Below are 15,580 nucleotides of genomic sequence, written 5' to 3'. Positions count from 1 at the left end.
CCTTAGCGATGGGTGGCCGCCCCGACGAGGTGCGCGCCCCGGACGAATGGCTCACAGAGGTGGAGAGGGAGCGGGCCGCCCGCTTCCGGTTCGAGGAGGACCGCACCTGCTTCATCGCCGCCCACCTCCTGGCCCGGCTCTGCGCCGCCGCCGTGCTCGACGCCGACCCGGCGGAGCTGACGCTGCTGCAATACTGCGACCTGCACGGCCTGGGGCACGGCAGACCGTACCTCGAACAGGCTCCCGACCTGGGGCTCAGCTTCAGCCACACGCGCGGCTACGTGTGCGCGGCGGCCGGGCCCGGCAAGGTGGGCATCGACGCCGAGCACGTGCGCCCGGGCCCGCTGGACACGATGCTGGCCGACCGGGTGCTCACCCCGCGCGAGCGCGCGCTGGTCACCGGCAACGACGAGCTGATCAGGCACTGGACGCGCAAGGAGGCGCTGGTCAAGCGGGGTGAGCTGTCGCTGGACAAGCTGGCCGCCGGCGGCGACGACCTGACCGGCAGGCATCTGCTGGAGTGGAGCGTCGGGCCGGACATCAGGGTGGCGGTCGTCACCGACGCGCCCGCCCGGCGGGCGCCCATCCCCGAGCGGGTGAGCGGCGGGCGGCCGGAGTGGAATCTCAGCGGCGAGCGGCCGGCGTGGGATCTCAGCGGCGAGCGGTCGGGGTGGGATCGAGGAAGACCTGGCTGATCCCGGGGAAGCGCTCGCGCAGCCGCCGGTCCACCTCCTCGCAGGCCAGCTCCACGCCGGCCGCGCTGGCCGCGTCCTTGAAGTCGATCTTCGCGGCAACCAGGATGTCGCCCGGCCCGATCATCATGGTGAGCAGCTCGACCACGTCGTCCACCTCGGGCTGCGCCATCAGCACGGCGCGGATGCCGGTCTCCACGCTCTGCGGCGCGGCCTGCCCGATGAGCAGCGACAGGTTCGAGGCGATCAGGATGAGCGCCACGACCAGCAGGAGCAGGCCGATCGCGACGGACGCGAGGCCGTCCCAGAGCGCCGAACCGGTCAGCTGCGAGCCGAGCAGCCCGGCGGCGGCGAGCAGCAGCCCGACGAGGGCGGCGGCGTCCTCGAACAGCACGGCCTTCAGCGCGGTGTCGGAGGTGAGCCGCGCCAGGCGCGCGGGGCTGACGTCGTGCCGGGCGGCCTCGCCCCGCAGTTGCGAGAGCGCCTTGGCCAGCGAGATGCCCTCGATGACGAACGAGACCGCCAGCACGATGTACGAGGGGGTGAGGTTCGCCAGCTCCTCACCATGGCTGATCTCGTGCAGCCCGTGCGTGATGGAGAACCCGGCCCCGCCCACCAGGGTCGCGACCGCCGCCATCATGGCCCAGAAGAACCCCGCCTTACCGTGCCCGAACGGATGCCGCCGGTCGGCGGGCTTGCCCGCGCCGCGCACCGACACCAGCAGGAGCAGCTCGGTCACGGTGTCGGCGGCGGAGTGGGCGGCCTCCGACAACATGGCCGCCGAGCCGCCGATGAGACCGGCGACGAGCTTGGCCAGCGCGATGGTGAGGTTGGCCGCCCCGGCCACCAGCACCGTGCCCAGGCTCTCCCCCGACTTCTCCGCCATAGCGCACCACCTTAGTTGCGCTATCTTGGAGATCTTGGCTGCGCCCTGCCCTCAGGACGGGGATTCCCGCCGCACCGCGCCGAAGGAGAATCGATGAGCGCGCCTCGCTGGCTCTCACCCGCCGAACAACGCGCTTGGCGCACGCATCTGGCGCTGCACAAGCTGCTCATGCACCGGCTCGACCGCGAGTTGCAGGAGCACTCGCTCTCGCTGAACGACTACGAGATCCTCGTCAACCTCTCCGAGAGCCGCGACCGGCGCATGCGCATGAGCGACCTGGCCGACGCGACCATCCAGTCACGCAGCCGGCTGTCGCACCAGATCTCCCGCATGGAGGCCAAGGGCCTGGTCACCAGGGAAGACTGCCGTGACGACCGGCGGGGCACCTTCGCGGTGCTGACCGACGAGGGCTGGGAGACGATCCAGCGGGTGGCTCCGCACCACGTGGGCGGCGTGCGCGAGCACTTCGTCGACCGGCTCACCGACGACCAGCTGGAGGCGATCGAGGAGGCGTACGCGCCGATCGTGGAGCATCTGAAGAAACTGCGCTGACATCCAACCGATATCGGCGACGGCGCGCGGCCCTCACGGGCGATCGATACGATCCGGTCATGCTCAGAAGACTCCTCGTCGTGGCCCTGCTCGCGCTGGTGTCCGCCTGCTCGTCCGGGGGCGGCGGGGCTGAGCTGCCCGCCGGTCCCGACCTGATGAAGAAGGCCGCGGACGCGATGACGGCCGTCAAGTCGGCCAGTTTCTCGATCACGACCGAGGGCGAGCCGAAGGTCCCGGTCAAGAAGGCCGACGGCCGGCTCACGGCCGGGGGCGACGCCGACGGCACGCTGACGATCGACGTGCTGGGCACCCTCCAGGAGGTCACCTTCGCCCTGGTCGGCGAGACGGTGCACTTCAAGGGCCCGACGGGCGGGTTCCAGAAGATGACGCGGGAACAGCTCGCCCAGTTCTACGACCCGTCGGTGATCCTCGGGCCCACCAAGGGCATCGCCGGGCTGCTCTCCGCGGGCACCGACCCCAAGGTGGAGGGCGTGGAGAGCGGCTCCTACCGGGTCGCCACGACCTTCCCCGCCGACGTGGTGGCGCGGATCGTCCCCGGCGTCACGCAGGGCGTCAGCGGCAAGGTCTGGCTCGACCAGGCCAGCGGCCGCCTGACCAGGGCGAGCCTGCCGCTGCAGGGCGGCACGGTGACGGTGACGTTCAGCGACTACGACGCGCCGATCACGATCACGCCGCCCCCGGCTTCATGAGGGCGCGCTTCATGAGGACCCGCCTCACCGGACACCGTTCATGAGGGCCGCTTGATGAGGGCCACCTGATGAGGCGGGCGCGCCGGGTGGCCCTGGGCGCGGGCGGCGCGGTGGTGCTGCTGGCCGCGCTGGACGCGTACGTGGTGGTCACGGTCCTCATCGACATCGCCGAGGACGTCGGCATCCCGCTCAACCACCTGGAGCGGGCCACGCCGATCGTCACGGGCTTCCTGCTCGGCTACGTCGCCGCGATGCCGCTACTCGGCCAGCTCTCCGACCGGTACGGCCGGCGTCCGCTCATCCACGCCTGCCTGGCGGCCTTCGCCCTCGGCTCGGTGCTGACCGCGCTGGCGGCCGGCGAGGTGATGGTGGTGGCCGGGCGTACCGTGCAGGGGGTGGCAGGGGGCGCGCTGCTGCCGATCACCATGGCGCTCATCGGCGACCTGTGGGAGGAGCGGGAGCGCCCGCTGGCCCTCGGCGCGGTCGGCGCCGCCCAGGAGCTGGGCAGCGCGCTCGGCCCCCTGTACGGCGGGCTGCTCGCGCTGATCCCCGGCACCGTGGTCGCGGGGGTGGAGCTGGGCGGCTGGCACGCCATCTTCTGGATCAACGTCCCCCTCGCCGCCCTGGCCGCCCTCGCCGTCCACTTCACCGTCCCGCCCGCCACCCCCCGCACCGCCACGAACCCGGCGCCACACCCCCGGAACGCTCCGCCGGCTCACGAGCCGGACCCGGTGACGGCCGCGCCGGACGTGACGCCGGACGTGACGCCGGACGTGACGCCGGACCCGCCGGACGTGACGGCGGACGCGCCGGACGTGACGGGACGGTCGGCCGGGCAGGCGACCGGGCAGGTGACCGGGCGGGCGACCGGGCGGGTTGATGTCGTCGGTGGGGTGTTGCTGGCGCTGGCTCTCGGCCTTCTGGTCGTGGGCCTCTACAACCCCGACCCGGCCACCGCCGTCCTCCCTCCCTGGGGCCTGCCGGTGATCGCGGCGGGCGTGCTGGCCGGCGTCGCCTTCGTCTGGTGGGAGATCCGCTCCCCCGTCCGCCTCCTCGACCTCACCGGCACCCGCAAGGGCCCGCTGCTGGCCACCCTGGGCGTCAGCTTCCTGGCCGGCGCCGCGCTGCTGGTCACGATGGTGTTCGTGCAGATCGCCGCGCAGACCCTGCTGGGTGAGGAGGCGCTGGGGGCGGCGCTGGTGCTGGCCAGGTTCCTGGCGGCGCTGACGGCCGGCGCCCTGCTGGGCGGGCTGCTGGCGCGCAGGCTCGGCGACCGGGCGGTGGCCGTGGCGGGCATGGCGCTGGCGGCGGCGGGCTACTGGCTGATGAGCCGGTGGCCGCTGGACCTGGCGGGGGCGGGTCTCGTGGTGGACCGCGACCTGGTGGTGGCCGGGCTGGGCCTCGGCCTGGTGATCGCCCCGGTGTCGTCGGCGGTGCTGCGCGTGAGCTCGGCGGCCCAGCACGGGGTGGCGTCGGCGGCGGTCGTGGTGGCCAGGATGATGGGCATGCTGATCGGCATCGCCGCCGTGTCGGCGTGGGGGTTCTACCGGTTCCAGTCGCTGACGGCCGAACTGGACACGCCGCTGCCGTTCGGGGTGGACCCGGAGACGTACCAGCGGCGGCTGGCCGACTACACCGCGAAGGTGCAGTCGGCGCTGCACACCGAGTACACGGAGATGTTCCTGGTCACGGCGTTCATCTGCGTGCTGGGCGCGGCCGTCGCGCTGCTGATGCCGGCCCGCCGCGAGCCGTCGGCGGGCTCGGCGAGCACCTCGACCCGCGGCGAGACCAGCTCGTAGCCGCCCGGCGCCTGCTCGCTGGCGGCCACCGTGCCGGTGACCTGGACGACGCTCTCCTCGGGCGGCAGGTCGTGCGCGGTGACCGCCTGGGCCAGGCCGGCGCGGTCGCGCACGATGAGGAAGGAAACGGACTTGAGCCGCCGGCGGCGATGGACCCAGCCGGCGATCGTCACTCGTTGCCCGGCGTGCTCAGCGAGCTCCGCCGACATGACACGAGAGATCATTACAGCTCCTCACGGAAGTGCATGACCCCTTGGAAGTGCGGGGGAGAAGGGCTTGCTCCCGGTGCCACCGCACCTTCGCCGCCCGGAGGCGGCCTCGACGACCCGATGACGGGGTCAGACCGGCGGGGCATTTCCTCCCCGCACTCGGGAGTGTCTTCACCGGCGGGGCACGGCGCCGCCTTCGCAGCTACCGGCGGCTCTCTGGACCCGCGCGGGCCCGCTGGTTACTCGTCTCCGTCAACGCGTTGCCGCCGATCCTACGGTCACGCGGGATCGGCGGCAACGGAGTTACCAGCTATTTATCCTTCTTTGCCCGCTTTTCCCGGATCTTCATCGTGACCTCGATCGGCGACCCCGCGAAGCCGAACTCCTCGCGGATGCGCCGCTCGATGAAGCGCCGGTAGGTGTCCTCCAGCCAGCCCGAGGTGAACAGCACGAACTTGGGCGGCTCGACCGACGCCTGGGTGGCGAAGAGGATCTTCGGCTGCTTGCCGCCGCGCACCGGCGGCGGGGTCTGCTGCACCAGCTCGGTCAGGAACGCGTTGAGCCTGGCCGTCGGCACCCGCGTGGACCACGAGTCGAGCGCCTTCTCCAGGGCCGGGACGAGCCGGTCGACGTGGCGGCCCGTCTTGGCGGAGATGTTGACGCGCAGCGCCCACGGCGTGCGCACGAGCTGCCGGTCGATCTCCTTCTCCAGGTAGTAGCGCCGGTCCTCGTCGACCAGGTCCCACTTGTTGAAGGCCACCACCATCGCCCGGCCCGACTCGATGACCAGGCCGATGATGCGAAGGTCCTGCTCGGTGAGCGGCTGGCTGGCGTCGATCAGCACGATCGCCACCTCGGTGCGCTCCAGCGCGGCGCGCGTGCGCATGGCGGCGTAGAAGTCGGCGCCCTGCAGCTCGCGGTCGCGCCGCCGGATGCCGGCGGTGTCGACGAAGCGCCAGGTGCGCCCGCCCAGCTCGATCAGCTCGTCGACCGGGTCGCGGGTGGTGCCCGCCATGGGGTCGACCAGCACCCGCTCCTCCCCCGCCAGCTTGTTGAGCAGCGAGGACTTGCCGACGTTGGGCTTGCCCAGCAGGGCGACGCGGGCCGGCCCGCGCTGCTCGCCGAAGGTGACCTCCGGCGTCTCGGGCAGCGCGTCGAGCACCACGTCGAGCAGGTCGCCGCTGGAGCGCCCGTGCAGGGCCGAGACGGGGTACGGCTCCCCCAGCCCCAGCGCCCACAGCGCCGCGGCCTCCAGCTCCAGCTGCTGGTTGTCCACCTTGTTGGCGGCCAGGATGACCGGCTTGCCGGACTGCCGCAGCACCGAGCCCACGATCTCGTCGGCGTCGGTCGCGCCCACGGTGGCGTCGACCACGAACACGATCACGTCGGCCAGCTCGACGGCCACCTGGGCCTGCTCGGCGATGCGCAGGTTCATCCCCGTGGCGTCAGGGTCCCAGCCGCCGGTGTCGACGACGGTGAAGCGGCGGCCACGCCAGTTGGCGTCGTAGGTGACCCGGTCGCGGGTGACGCCCGGAACGTCTTCGACGACCGCCTCACGGCGGCCGATGATGCGGTTGACCAGCGTGGACTTGCCGACGTTGGGCCGCCCCACGATGGCGACGACCGGCACCGGCGCACCGTGGTGCTCGTGCTCGTCGATCTCAAGCTCGTCGAGGTCGGCCTCGACCCAATCCCCCGTTGACACGATATTTCATCCTTAAGTGAGTACCGCACCTGAAGGTCAGGTGCGCTCCTTGACCAGTCTCAACACCTCAGCGATGACCTCGTCGAGGGTCAGCGCGGTGGTGTCGAGCTCGATGGCGCCAGCCGCCATCGAGAGCGGGTCGGTCTTCCTTGTCGAGTCCAGGGTGTCACGCCGGGCCATGGCCTCCTGCTGCGCCTCCACCGTGGAGCCGTGGACCTCGGCGCTGCGGCGGCGGGCGCGGGCCTCCGCGCTGGCCGTCAGGTAGATCTTGACGGCGGCGTCCGGCCAGACGGCGGTGCCGATGTCGCGGCCCTCGACCACGATGTCGCCGGAGCCGATGATCTCCCGCTGCAGCGCCACCAGGCGCACCCGAACCTCGGGCACGGCCGCGACGGCGGAGACGGCGGCGGTGACCTCGGCCTCCCTGATCGGCCCCGCCACGTCGACGCCGTCGACGTGGATCGTGGGGCCGTCGGGGTCGGTGCCGGAGACGATGGCGGGCTCGCCGCAGCGGGCCGCGATCGCGGCGGGGTCGGCCAGGTCGACGCCCTGCCGCAACATCCACCAGGTCATCGCGCGGTACATCGCCCCGGTGTCGAGATAACGCAGGCCCAGCGCGCGGGCGGCCCCGCGCGAGACGCTCGACTTGCCCGACCCCGAAGGGCCGTCCATGGCGACGACCAGACCGGTCACGGCCTCTCCCTCTTCACGTATGTCGCTGCACCCTAACAAGGGTTGGTCCAACCTGAAGAGGCTACCGCCTCCGCGTCAGTCGGCGATCCAGCTTCCGTGGAAGCCGAGCGGCACGCGGGCGGGCAGGTGCACGGTGGCGACCGGGGTGCCGGTGAAGTCCTGGGCGGACAGGATGACCAGATCGGCCGCGCCCCTGTCGGGATTGTTGACGTAGGACATCACATAACCGTCGTCCTCGGCCTCCCCAGCGCCGATGAAGACGGGCTCGCCCACGTACGCGCCGCGCCCGAACTGCCGCGACTCCTGCGTGCCGCGCAGGAGGTCGTGCTTGATGAGGGTGTTGTCGAAGGCCGGGTCGGGCAGGTCCTCCAGCTCCGCGCCGATCAGGTCGTGCAGCTCGCGCGTCGCGGCGGTGTAGCCGTAGCGGTAGGGCCGGCCGGTACGGCGCTCGTCCATGCGCGGGAACTCCTGGGTGCGGTCGTCGAGCGTGGCCACCCCGACCCTGCCGGTGCGCAGGTTGATCCGCCACCGGTCGAGCCTGGGCGGGCCGCCCTGGTCGAGCCGCGCGTCCACGAAGCCCCTGGGGTAGCTCACCACGTCGACGACCACCTCGTCGCCGTCGTCGTAGGCGTTGAGGGTGTGGAAGACCCAGCACGACGGCCCCTCCACCCACCGCACGTCGCCGGTCTCGCGCGACATGAGCCCGATGCGGGCGGGGTGGCCCTCGTTCCACGCGTACGGCAGCTTGTGCCCCTTCTCGGCGTGCACCAGGCTGAACGTGACCGGCAGGTCGTAGATCACCACGAACCGCTCGGTGATCGCGAAGTCGTGCACCATGGGCGCGTCGGCGATCGGGATGTTCCTGACCTGCGCGACCACGCCCTTGGGGTCGACGACGATGTGCTGGTGGTGGTCCCAGCCGAAGTAGTAGGCCAGCGCGTGCAGCTCGCCGCTGACCGGGTCGAGGTGGGTGTGCGCGGCGTAACCGCCGGGCAGCCCGCCGTCGAAGTCGCACGGCCCGATGGTGTCGAGCTCGTAGCTCAGCTCGTACGGCAGCGCCCCCGCCTCCACGGTGGCGAACGTGCGCCCGGCCACCCCGATGACGTGGGTGTTGGCCGCGAAGTCCATGTCGGCGTGCACCGGCCCCGGCCGGACCGGCTCGCCCAGCCGCTCGGCGACGCCGGCGCTGCGGACCCAGCGGTTGCGGTACCACTCCGCGCGACCGTCGCGCAGCCGCACCCCGTGCACCATGCCCTCGCCGAAGAACAGGTGGGAGGCACTGGGGTCGTCGAGGCTGAGCGGGTTGGGGCCGTTGCGCAGGTAGCGGCCGTTGAGCTCGGCCGGGATGCGGCCGGTGACCTTGAGGTCGAAGGCGGTGACCTCCTCGGTCGCCGGGGTGAAGCCGCCCGTGAACGGTGTAGTGGTCATGACATCTCCCTCTCGGCTGCGTGCCCGTCGTCGCGCTGGTCGTCGCGCTGGTCGTCGCGCTGGTCGTCGTGCTGGTCGTCGTGCTGGTCGTCGTGCTGGTCGTCGTGCTGGTCGTCGTCGCGCTGGTCGTCGTGCTCGTCGTCGTGCTGGTCGTCTGTGTGCGCGCCGCCCGCATGCCCGTCGGGAGCCAGGAACGGCGTGAGCACCGAGGTGCACAGCAGCCGGAAGCGCTGCTCGGCCTCGTCCCGATCGAAATATCCCGAAATTTCCAGACTCACGGCGCCGTGCATGGCCATCCACACGATGTCGGCGATCTCCCCCGCCTCGGCCCCGCGCAGCACGCCCGCCTCCAGGCAGTCGGCCACGCCCTGCACCAGCAGCCCGAACGTGCGCTTGGCCGCCGCCATCGCCTCGGGCCGCGCCGCGAACCCCGGCAGGGCGCTCTGGAACATGACCCGGTAGTAGTCGGTCTCGCTGAGCGCGTAGTCCCGGTAGGCCATCAGGCCCCTGTGCAGCCGCGTGAGCGGGTCGGCGTGCGGCAGCTCCGCCAGCAGCCACCGCTCGAACCTGGCGAACCCCTCCAGCCAGAGCGCCTCGCTGAGCCCGTCCTTGCCGCCGAAGAGCGTGTAGATCACCTTGGTCGAGCAGCCCGCCTCGCCGGAGATCCGCCGCACGGTGAGCGCCGCCGGCCCCTCGGTCATGAGCAGCCGCTTGGCCGTGTCGAGGACCGCCGTCCTGACGGCGTCCTGCCCTTCCCGCTGGGCCTGCTGGTACGGAGATCCGGTCATAGGTGGTAACGTCGTTTCTGGTCGGTAACGCTGTTACCATCATCTATACGTCACCCCCACCCGTCCGTCAACCACCCGTACGAGGACTAAGTCGGTCCCGCCCGGTAAGTGGCACCTTGTGAAGAACGGAGCCCGCGTCACCGTCGTCGTGGCGAGCAAGGACAGGGTGCGGGCGCTGACCCGTACCCTTCCCCTGCACCCGCGCCCGGTCATCCTGGTGGACAACGGCTCCTCCGACGGGACCGCCGGGTTCGTCCGCCGTCACTTCCCGGACGTGCACGTGGTGGAGGCGGGCCGGAACCTGGGCGCCACCGCCCGCAACGTCGGCGTCCGGATGGCCGAGACGCCGTACGTGGCCTTCGCCGACGACGACTCCTGGTGGGCGCCGGGCGCGCTGGAGCGCGCCGCCGACGTGCTGGACGCGCATCCGCGCCTGGCGTTGCTGGCCGCCCGCGTGCTGGTGGGCCCCGAGGAGCGGCTGGACCCGGTATCCGAGCAGATGAGCCGCTCGCCGCTGGGCGTCGAGCCGGACCTGCCGGGGCCGAGCGTGCTGGGGTTCCTGGCGTGCGGGGCGGTGGTGCGCACGGAGGCGTTCCTGGAGGCGGGCGGGTTCGACGACGTGATCTTCTTCTTCGGCGAGGAGGAGCGGCTGGCCATGGACCTGGCCGCGCAGGGCTGGGGGCTGGCGTACGTGGCCGACGTCGTGGCCCACCACCACCCCTCCCCCGCCAGGGACCCGCGCGGCAGGCAGGTGCTGGCCGCGCGCAACTCCTTCCTGACCGCGGTGCTGCGCCGCCCCTGGCGGGTGGTGGCCAGGCGGGCGTTCGAGGCGGTGCGCAGCGGGCCCACGGGCTGGGCCGGGCTGCGTACGGCCGTGCGCCGGCTGCCCGCGGCGCTGTCGGAGCGGCGCGGCCTGCCGCGCTCGGTCGAGCGGGCCCGGCGCAGGCTGGAACGTACCGGCGGCTGATCCCCGTGCGGAGGCCGCCATGGCGTGGAAGACGGGGGCGCGCCGTTACGTTTCCCGAGGCGGGGTAGCTGGCGGGTATGAGCACTGCACCGAATCCGATCGACCTGCAGAAACATCTCAGCGGGGTCGACTATCCGGCCAGCAAGGACGACCTGGTCAAGGCCGCCCGCGACCACAACGCCGGCGACGACATCGTCCAGGCCCTGCAGAACATGCCCGACCGCCAGTACGACGGCCCGAACGCCGTCAGCGAGGCGGTCACCAAACGCTGAAGCGTGGGGGTGCGGCGGGCGGGACCGATCCCGGTCCCGCCCGCCGCGCGTTCACCACGTCAAAGGACCTGCCGGGCAGGCCCGTCGCAGTCAGGGCCCCTGCAGTCAGGGCCCCTGCAGTCAGGGTCCTGCGGTCAAAGGGCTCTCCGAGGCCAGTGCCCCGAGGCCAGTGCCCCGAGGCCAGTGCCCCGAGGCCAGTGCCCCGCCGTCAAAGGCCCCCGCGTTCAGGGGACCTGCCAGCCGCGCTCGTGCAGGGCCTCGGTCAGGGTGGCGGCCGCGTCGGGCTCGACCGACAGCTCGGCGATGCCCAGCGGCAGGCCGGGGGCGTGCTCCAGGCGCACGTCCTCGACGTTGACCCCGACCTCGTCGCACGCCTGGAACAGCCGGGCGAGCTGGCCGGGACGGTCGCCGATGACCACCTGGACGGTGGCGTAGGAGGAGGCGGGCCCGCCGTGCTTGCCCGGGATGCGGTCGTGGCCGGCCACGCCGCGCTTGAGCAGCTGGGTGATCTCGTGGGTGGCGGTGCCGTCGCCGTCGGCCAGGGCGCGCAGCGCGCTCGCCGCGTCGGCCAGGTCGTTGGCCACGGCCTCCAGCACCTCGGCGACCGGCGAGGCGTTGCCGGCCAGGATGCCCAGCCACAGGCCCGGATCGCTGCCCGCGATGCGCGTGACGTCACGCACCCCCTGCCCGGCCAGCCCGAGCGCGACGTCGGTCGCGTCGGCCAGGCGGGCTGCCACGGCGGAGGCCGCCACGTGGGGCGCGTGGGACACCACGGCCACCGCGCGGTCGTGGTCGATCGCGCCCACCTCGACCGCGTTGGCCCCGCACAGCTCGATCAGCCGCAGCACGGCCGCCTTCGCCTCGGGGTCGGCCTCCTCGGTCGGGCACAACGCCCACGGGCGTCCGAGGAACAGGTCGTCCCTGGCCGCCCCCGGCCCCGACTTCTCCCGCCCGGCCAGCGGGTGGGAGGCGACGTAGGTGGTCAGGTCGCAGCCGAGCTGGACGGCCCGGTGAATGGGCTCGGCCTTGACGCTGGCGACGTCGGTGTAGAACCGCGCCGCGCCGATCCGCTGCAGCTCCAGCAGCTCGGACGCGACGTGCGCGGGCGGCACCGCGATGATCGCCAGATCGGCCGGATCGGACGCCGCCGTCGCGGGCAGCCAGTCTTCGCCCGCGCCCAGCTCCCGCGCCAGCCGCACGGCTCCCGGGTCACGGTCGGCCAGCAGCACCCGCACGCCGCGCTTGCGCAACGCCAGCGCCACGGAGGTGCCGATGAGGCCGGTGCCGACGACGAGCACGGTACGAAGTTCCATCTCGGTGTCCTGATAGATCGGGCCGTACGGGCCGGTGACGGATGGTGCCGGGAGCCGCCGGCGCCGCGTGGCCATTGTCGCTCCCGCCGGGTTGCAGGGCGGTTTACAAGAGCGGTCTGCCGAAGGATCTGCTGGGCGTTTTTACCAGGCGGATGGCCGGGCTGATGACTGGACGGATTACTGGGCTGATTACTGGGCGATGTCCTGGCGCAGCGCCACCGCGCCCCGCAGATAGACGTGCTGGATCTCCGAACGCGGGCGGTCGCTCTCCACGTGCGCCATCAGGCGCACGACGCGGGGCAGCGCCCCCGGCACGTCGATCTCGGTGCAGCAGATCAGCGGCACCTCGTGGAAGCCCAGCTTGCGGGCCGCCAGCGCGGGGAACTCGGCCGTCAGGTCGGGCGTGGCCGTGAACAGCACGCTGATCACGTCGTCGGGCGTCAGGCTGTTGCGCTCCATGATCGCGCTGACCAGCTCGGTCGTGCCCGAGATGACCGACTCGCGGTCGTTGGCGTCCACCTGGATCGCCCCGCGGATCGCCCGCACCATGTGGTTCGTCCCCTCTATGCCGGGAAAGCCCGTGCGGAGATTCGCACGGGCTCCTGCGTCCGGCCAGATTACAGCTTAACGGCCGCGTAAAGTTCGCCGACTTCCTTCAAGCTGAGCGACCTGACGGTGCCCGGCTTGGTACGGCCCAGCTTCACCGGCCCGAACTCGATCCTGGCCAGGTCGATGACCCGGTGCCCGGCCTCCTCCAGCATCCGCCTGACCACGTGCTTGCGGCCCTCGTGCAGCACCACCTCGACCAGCGCCTGCTGGCCGTGCTCCTGCACGATGGCGAAGGAGTCGGCCCTGGCGATGCCGTCCTCCAGCTCGATGCCCTCCCTGAGGCGCCGCCCCAGGTCGCGCGGGATCGGCCCCGGCACCTTGGCCCAGTATTTCTTCTGCACGCCGTAGCTCGGGTGCGTCAGCCGGTTGGCCAGCTCACCGTCGTTGGTGAGCAGCAGCAGGCCCTCGGTCTCGGTGTCGAGCCGCCCGACGTGGAACAGCCGCGGCGCCAGCTCCTGGACGAAGTCGGCCAGGCACGGGCGGCCCTGCGGGTCGTCCATGGTGGAGACGACGCCGATGGGCTTGTTGAGCGCGTAGTAGACCAGGTCGGGCGCGGTCGGGATGCGCTTGCCGTCCACGTGGATGACCTGCGTCGCCGGGTCGACCTTGGCGCCGAACCTGCGGACGACCTGGCCGTTCACGGTGACGCGGCCGTCGCCGATCATCTCCTCGCAGGCCCTGCGGCTGGCCACGCCCGCCTGGGCGAGCACCTTCTGCAGCCGCACGCCGTCCGGCACCTCGGTGGTGTCGCGCTCGTCGGTGTAGCCCTCGGGGTAGAAGTTGCGGTCGCGGAGGGGCTGGCGCGCGGCCTTCACCCGGTCGTGCTGCGGGCTGGCGGGGCTTTCGCCCTGCCGGCCACCGTAACCGCCGCCCTGGCCGCCACCGTAACCGCCGCCCTGGCCGCCACCGTAACCGCCGCCCTGGCCGCCACGCTGCCGGTCGCGCGAGCCGTACGTCCCGCGCCCGCCGCCACCGATGGTCTGCACGTCGTCATGGCGCGGCGTACGCCCGCCACGCCCGTCCCCGAAGCCCGACCGGCCCCGGTCACCACCGGCCGACCGGCTGCGGTCCCCGAAGCCCGTCCGGCCACGGTCGCCACCGGCGAACCTGTCCCGGTCACCACCGCTCGGGCGGCCCCGGTCGCCACCGGCGAACCCGCCGCCGGCCGGCCGGCCGCGGTCGCCTCCGGCGAACCTGTCACGACCGCCTCCGGCGGACCTGTCACGACCGCCACCGGCGAACCTGTCGCGGTCGCCGCCCGAACGGCTCCAGCCGCCGCCGCTCTGGCCCGGCCGCTCGTCGCCGTCGCGCCGGCCGTAGCGGGCCCGGGACGCGTTCGCGCCCCTGGGGGCGACGTCCTCACGGCGCCCGCTGCGCCCGGCCCGGAACCCACCGGCGCGCTCGTCACGCCGGTCGTCGCCCCGGCCACCGGACCTGTCGTCGCGCCGGTCGTCGCGCCGGTCGTCGTGGCGGCCGTCGCGCCGGTCGTCGTGGCGGCCGTCGCGCCGGTCGTCACGGGCCTCGGAACGGTATCCGCCCCGCTGCTCCTCGCCACGGAACCGCTCGGAACGCTCGCCCCGCCCCTGGCGGTCCTCACGCCCGTAACGGTCGTCGCGGCCGAAGCGGCTCTCCCGGTCACCCCGGCCAGAGCCCTCACCCCGGCCGTACCGGTCCTGACGGTCACCACCGCCGAAGCGGCCCTGACGGTCACCGCCGACCTGGCGGTCACCGCCGAACCGGCCCTCGCGGTCACCGCCGCCGAACCGCGCCTGGCGGTCGCCGCCGGAGAACCGGCTCTGGCGGTCGCCGCGGTCGAAGCCGCCCTGGCGGTCGCCGGCGCCGAACCTGCCCTCGCGGCCGGTGCGGGCCTCGCCCTCGCCGTCGCGCCGGCCGTACCGGGCACGGGACCCGCTCCGGTCGGCGCGCAGGGCATCACGCGAGTCGCCCGAGGGCCGCCCGCGGAAGTCGTCACGGCGGCCACTGCCGCCGAAGTCGTTGTCGCGGCGGGGACCGCCGCGGGAGTCGTCGTCGCGGCGGAAACCGCCGCCGCGGCTGTCGTCGGAGCGGAAGGCGGGACGCCCGCCACGGCCGGAGCCGCCGGCACGTCCTCGACCGCGTCCATCACCGGACGGGGTGCTGCGCCTGTTGATCACTTTGTCGTCTCCTCGAGATTCTCCACGTCGTCGGGGAGGAAGGGCGCGAGCTCAGGAAGCTCGCTCAGATCCCGCAGTCCCAGACGTTCAAGGAAGTATGAGCTTGTCCGGTAGAGCACTGCCTGGCTCTCCGGGTCGGTGCCGGCCTCTTCGACCAGCCCCCTGGCGACGAGCGTTCGCATGACGCCGTCGCTGTTGACGCCGCGCACGGCGGCGACGCGGGCGCGGCTCACCGGCTGCCGATAGGCCACGACCGCCAGTGTTTCCAGCGCGGCCTGGGTCAGCCGCGTCTGCTGGCCGTCGCGTACGAACCGCTCGACCAGCGGCGCGCAGTCGGCACGGGTGTAGAACCGCCAGCCGCCCGCGACTTCTCTCAAGTCAAAACCCCGCCCGGCGGCCGTGTATTCCGCCGCCAGAGCACGCAGAGCGGCGGCCACTTCGTGCGTGGGCCGCTCCAGCACCTGAGCGAGGGTCACTTCGGCGACGGGCTCGTCGACCACAAGCAGGATAGCCTCCAACGCCGCCTCCAGCGTCGGCCCCACCGCTTCCCGCTCGCCCTGCACCCCGTCCTCGTAGCCGCTCACCTCGGTCTCGGCGCCGTCCACCGCCCCGGACGGCGTCTCCGACCGTGACGCCTCAGGGGCCCCCGAGGGCGGCTCCCCAAGGGCAGCGCCCCCGAGCGGCATCGGCCCGGCGTCCTCAAGCTCCGCGCCCTCCGGCCCAGCGTCCTCAGGCTCCGCGCCCTCCGGCCCGGCGTCCTCAAGCTCCGCGCCCTCCGGCCCAGCGTCCTCAGGCCCGGCGTCG

The 15,580-nt window shown here is 72.8% G+C and carries 15 protein-coding genes and 1 pseudogene; 6 read left to right on the top strand and 10 right to left on the bottom strand.

The features are described from left to right. The first annotated feature begins 8 nt into the window (after nt 1-8). Nucleotides 9-695, top strand: coding sequence for a 4'-phosphopantetheinyl transferase family protein (locus tag IO39_RS45890; protein ID WP_084774627.1), 687 nt, complete (start codon nt 9-11; stop codon nt 693-695). Here the strand turns inward: IO39_RS45890 and IO39_RS45885 are convergent. Further along, nucleotides 652-1,578, bottom strand: coding sequence for a cation diffusion facilitator family transporter (locus IO39_RS45885; protein ID WP_043638944.1), 927 nt, complete (start codon nt 1,576-1,578; stop codon nt 652-654). The genes IO39_RS45890 and IO39_RS45885 overlap by 44 nt on opposite strands. Before the next feature lie 93 nt (nt 1,579-1,671). On the opposite strand from IO39_RS45885, the gene IO39_RS45880 reads away from it, so the two are divergent. The 3 genes from IO39_RS45880 to IO39_RS58560 all read left to right on the top strand — a co-directional run bounded on the left by IO39_RS45880 (nt 1,672) and on the right by IO39_RS58560 (nt 4,639). After that, nucleotides 1,672-2,130 carry a MarR family winged helix-turn-helix transcriptional regulator gene (locus IO39_RS45880; protein ID WP_043638941.1) on the top strand — a complete coding sequence of 153 codons (459 nt, stop codon included), beginning with the start codon at nt 1,672-1,674 and terminating at the stop codon, nt 2,128-2,130. 59 nt (nt 2,131-2,189) lie between these two features. Beyond that, the gene (locus tag IO39_RS45875) at nt 2,190-2,840 is read left to right on the top strand and encodes an LppX_LprAFG lipoprotein (RefSeq protein ID WP_043638938.1); all 651 of its coding nucleotides are present in this window, start codon (nt 2,190-2,192) and stop codon (nt 2,838-2,840) included. A gap of 68 nt (nt 2,841-2,908) precedes the next feature. Further along, on the top strand, nt 2,909-4,639 hold the full coding sequence (locus IO39_RS58560) for an MFS transporter (RefSeq protein ID WP_043638935.1): 1,731 nt from the start codon (nt 2,909-2,911) through the stop codon (nt 4,637-4,639). A 26-nt stretch (nt 4,640-4,665) separates the two neighbouring features. On the opposite strand, the pseudogene IO39_RS58555 reads toward IO39_RS58560, so the two are convergent. From IO39_RS58555 to IO39_RS45850, 5 genes and pseudogenes are all read right to left on the bottom strand, one after another. Beyond that, nucleotides 4,666-4,848 (bottom strand): annotated as a pseudogene (locus tag IO39_RS58555) (OB-fold nucleic acid binding domain-containing protein); the annotation flags it as partial. 310 nt (nt 4,849-5,158) lie between these two features. Next, entirely contained in the window at nt 5,159-6,553 is a 1,395-nt protein-coding gene (der, locus tag IO39_RS45865) for a ribosome biogenesis GTPase Der (protein WP_043638932.1), read from the bottom strand. 36 nt (nt 6,554-6,589) lie between these two features. Further along, nucleotides 6,590-7,246, bottom strand: coding sequence for a (d)CMP kinase (cmk, locus tag IO39_RS45860; RefSeq protein ID WP_157549871.1), 657 nt, complete (start codon nt 7,244-7,246; stop codon nt 6,590-6,592). 75 nt (nt 7,247-7,321) lie between these two features. Next, on the bottom strand, nt 7,322-8,674 hold the full coding sequence (locus tag IO39_RS45855; RefSeq protein WP_043638928.1) for a carotenoid oxygenase family protein: 1,353 nt from the start codon (nt 8,672-8,674) through the stop codon (nt 7,322-7,324). After that, nucleotides 8,671-9,462, bottom strand: a complete 792-nt coding sequence (locus IO39_RS45850; RefSeq protein ID WP_052424218.1) for a TetR/AcrR family transcriptional regulator — start codon at nt 9,460-9,462, stop codon at nt 8,671-8,673. The genes IO39_RS45855 and IO39_RS45850 overlap by 4 nt, the downstream gene beginning before the upstream one ends. Before the next feature lie 118 nt (nt 9,463-9,580). Here IO39_RS45850 and IO39_RS51665 point away from each other — a divergent pair, with 118 nt between their 5' ends. Continuing rightward, nucleotides 9,581-10,429, top strand: a complete 849-nt coding sequence (locus IO39_RS51665) for a glycosyltransferase family 2 protein (protein ID WP_052424217.1) — start codon at nt 9,581-9,583, stop codon at nt 10,427-10,429. Nucleotides 10,430-10,506: 77 nt separating this feature from the next. Next, nucleotides 10,507-10,701 carry a DUF2795 domain-containing protein gene (locus IO39_RS45840; protein WP_043638925.1) on the top strand — a complete coding sequence of 65 codons (195 nt, stop codon included), beginning with the start codon at nt 10,507-10,509 and terminating at the stop codon, nt 10,699-10,701. A gap of 224 nt (nt 10,702-10,925) precedes the next feature. Here the strand turns inward: IO39_RS45840 and IO39_RS45835 are convergent, their stop codons facing one another. The 4 genes from IO39_RS45835 to scpB all read right to left on the bottom strand — a co-directional run bounded on the left by IO39_RS45835 (nt 10,926) and on the right by scpB (nt 15,462). Then, nucleotides 10,926-12,014, bottom strand: a complete 1,089-nt coding sequence (locus IO39_RS45835) for a prephenate dehydrogenase (RefSeq protein WP_052424278.1) — start codon at nt 12,012-12,014, stop codon at nt 10,926-10,928. A 189-nt stretch (nt 12,015-12,203) separates the two neighbouring features. Continuing rightward, nucleotides 12,204-12,563, bottom strand: coding sequence for a chorismate mutase (gene aroH / locus IO39_RS45830; protein ID WP_043638923.1), 360 nt, complete (start codon nt 12,561-12,563; stop codon nt 12,204-12,206). Nucleotides 12,564-12,631: 68 nt separating this feature from the next. Continuing rightward, nucleotides 12,632-14,776, bottom strand: coding sequence for a pseudouridine synthase (locus IO39_RS45825; RefSeq protein ID WP_043638920.1), 2,145 nt, complete (start codon nt 14,774-14,776; stop codon nt 12,632-12,634). Beyond that, nucleotides 14,773-15,462, bottom strand: coding sequence for an SMC-Scp complex subunit ScpB (gene scpB, locus IO39_RS45820; RefSeq protein ID WP_084774697.1), 690 nt, complete (start codon nt 15,460-15,462; stop codon nt 14,773-14,775). Before scpB ends, IO39_RS45825 begins: the two co-directional genes overlap by 4 nt. Nucleotides 15,463-15,580: the final 118 nt, after the last annotated feature.

The sequence above is a fragment of the Nonomuraea candida genome, from assembly GCF_000725485.1.
Taxonomy (GTDB): domain Bacteria; phylum Actinomycetota; class Actinomycetes; order Streptosporangiales; family Streptosporangiaceae; genus Nonomuraea; species Nonomuraea candida.
Note: the sequence above shows the minus strand (reverse complement) of the source record. Positions and strands in the feature narration are given on the sequence as shown.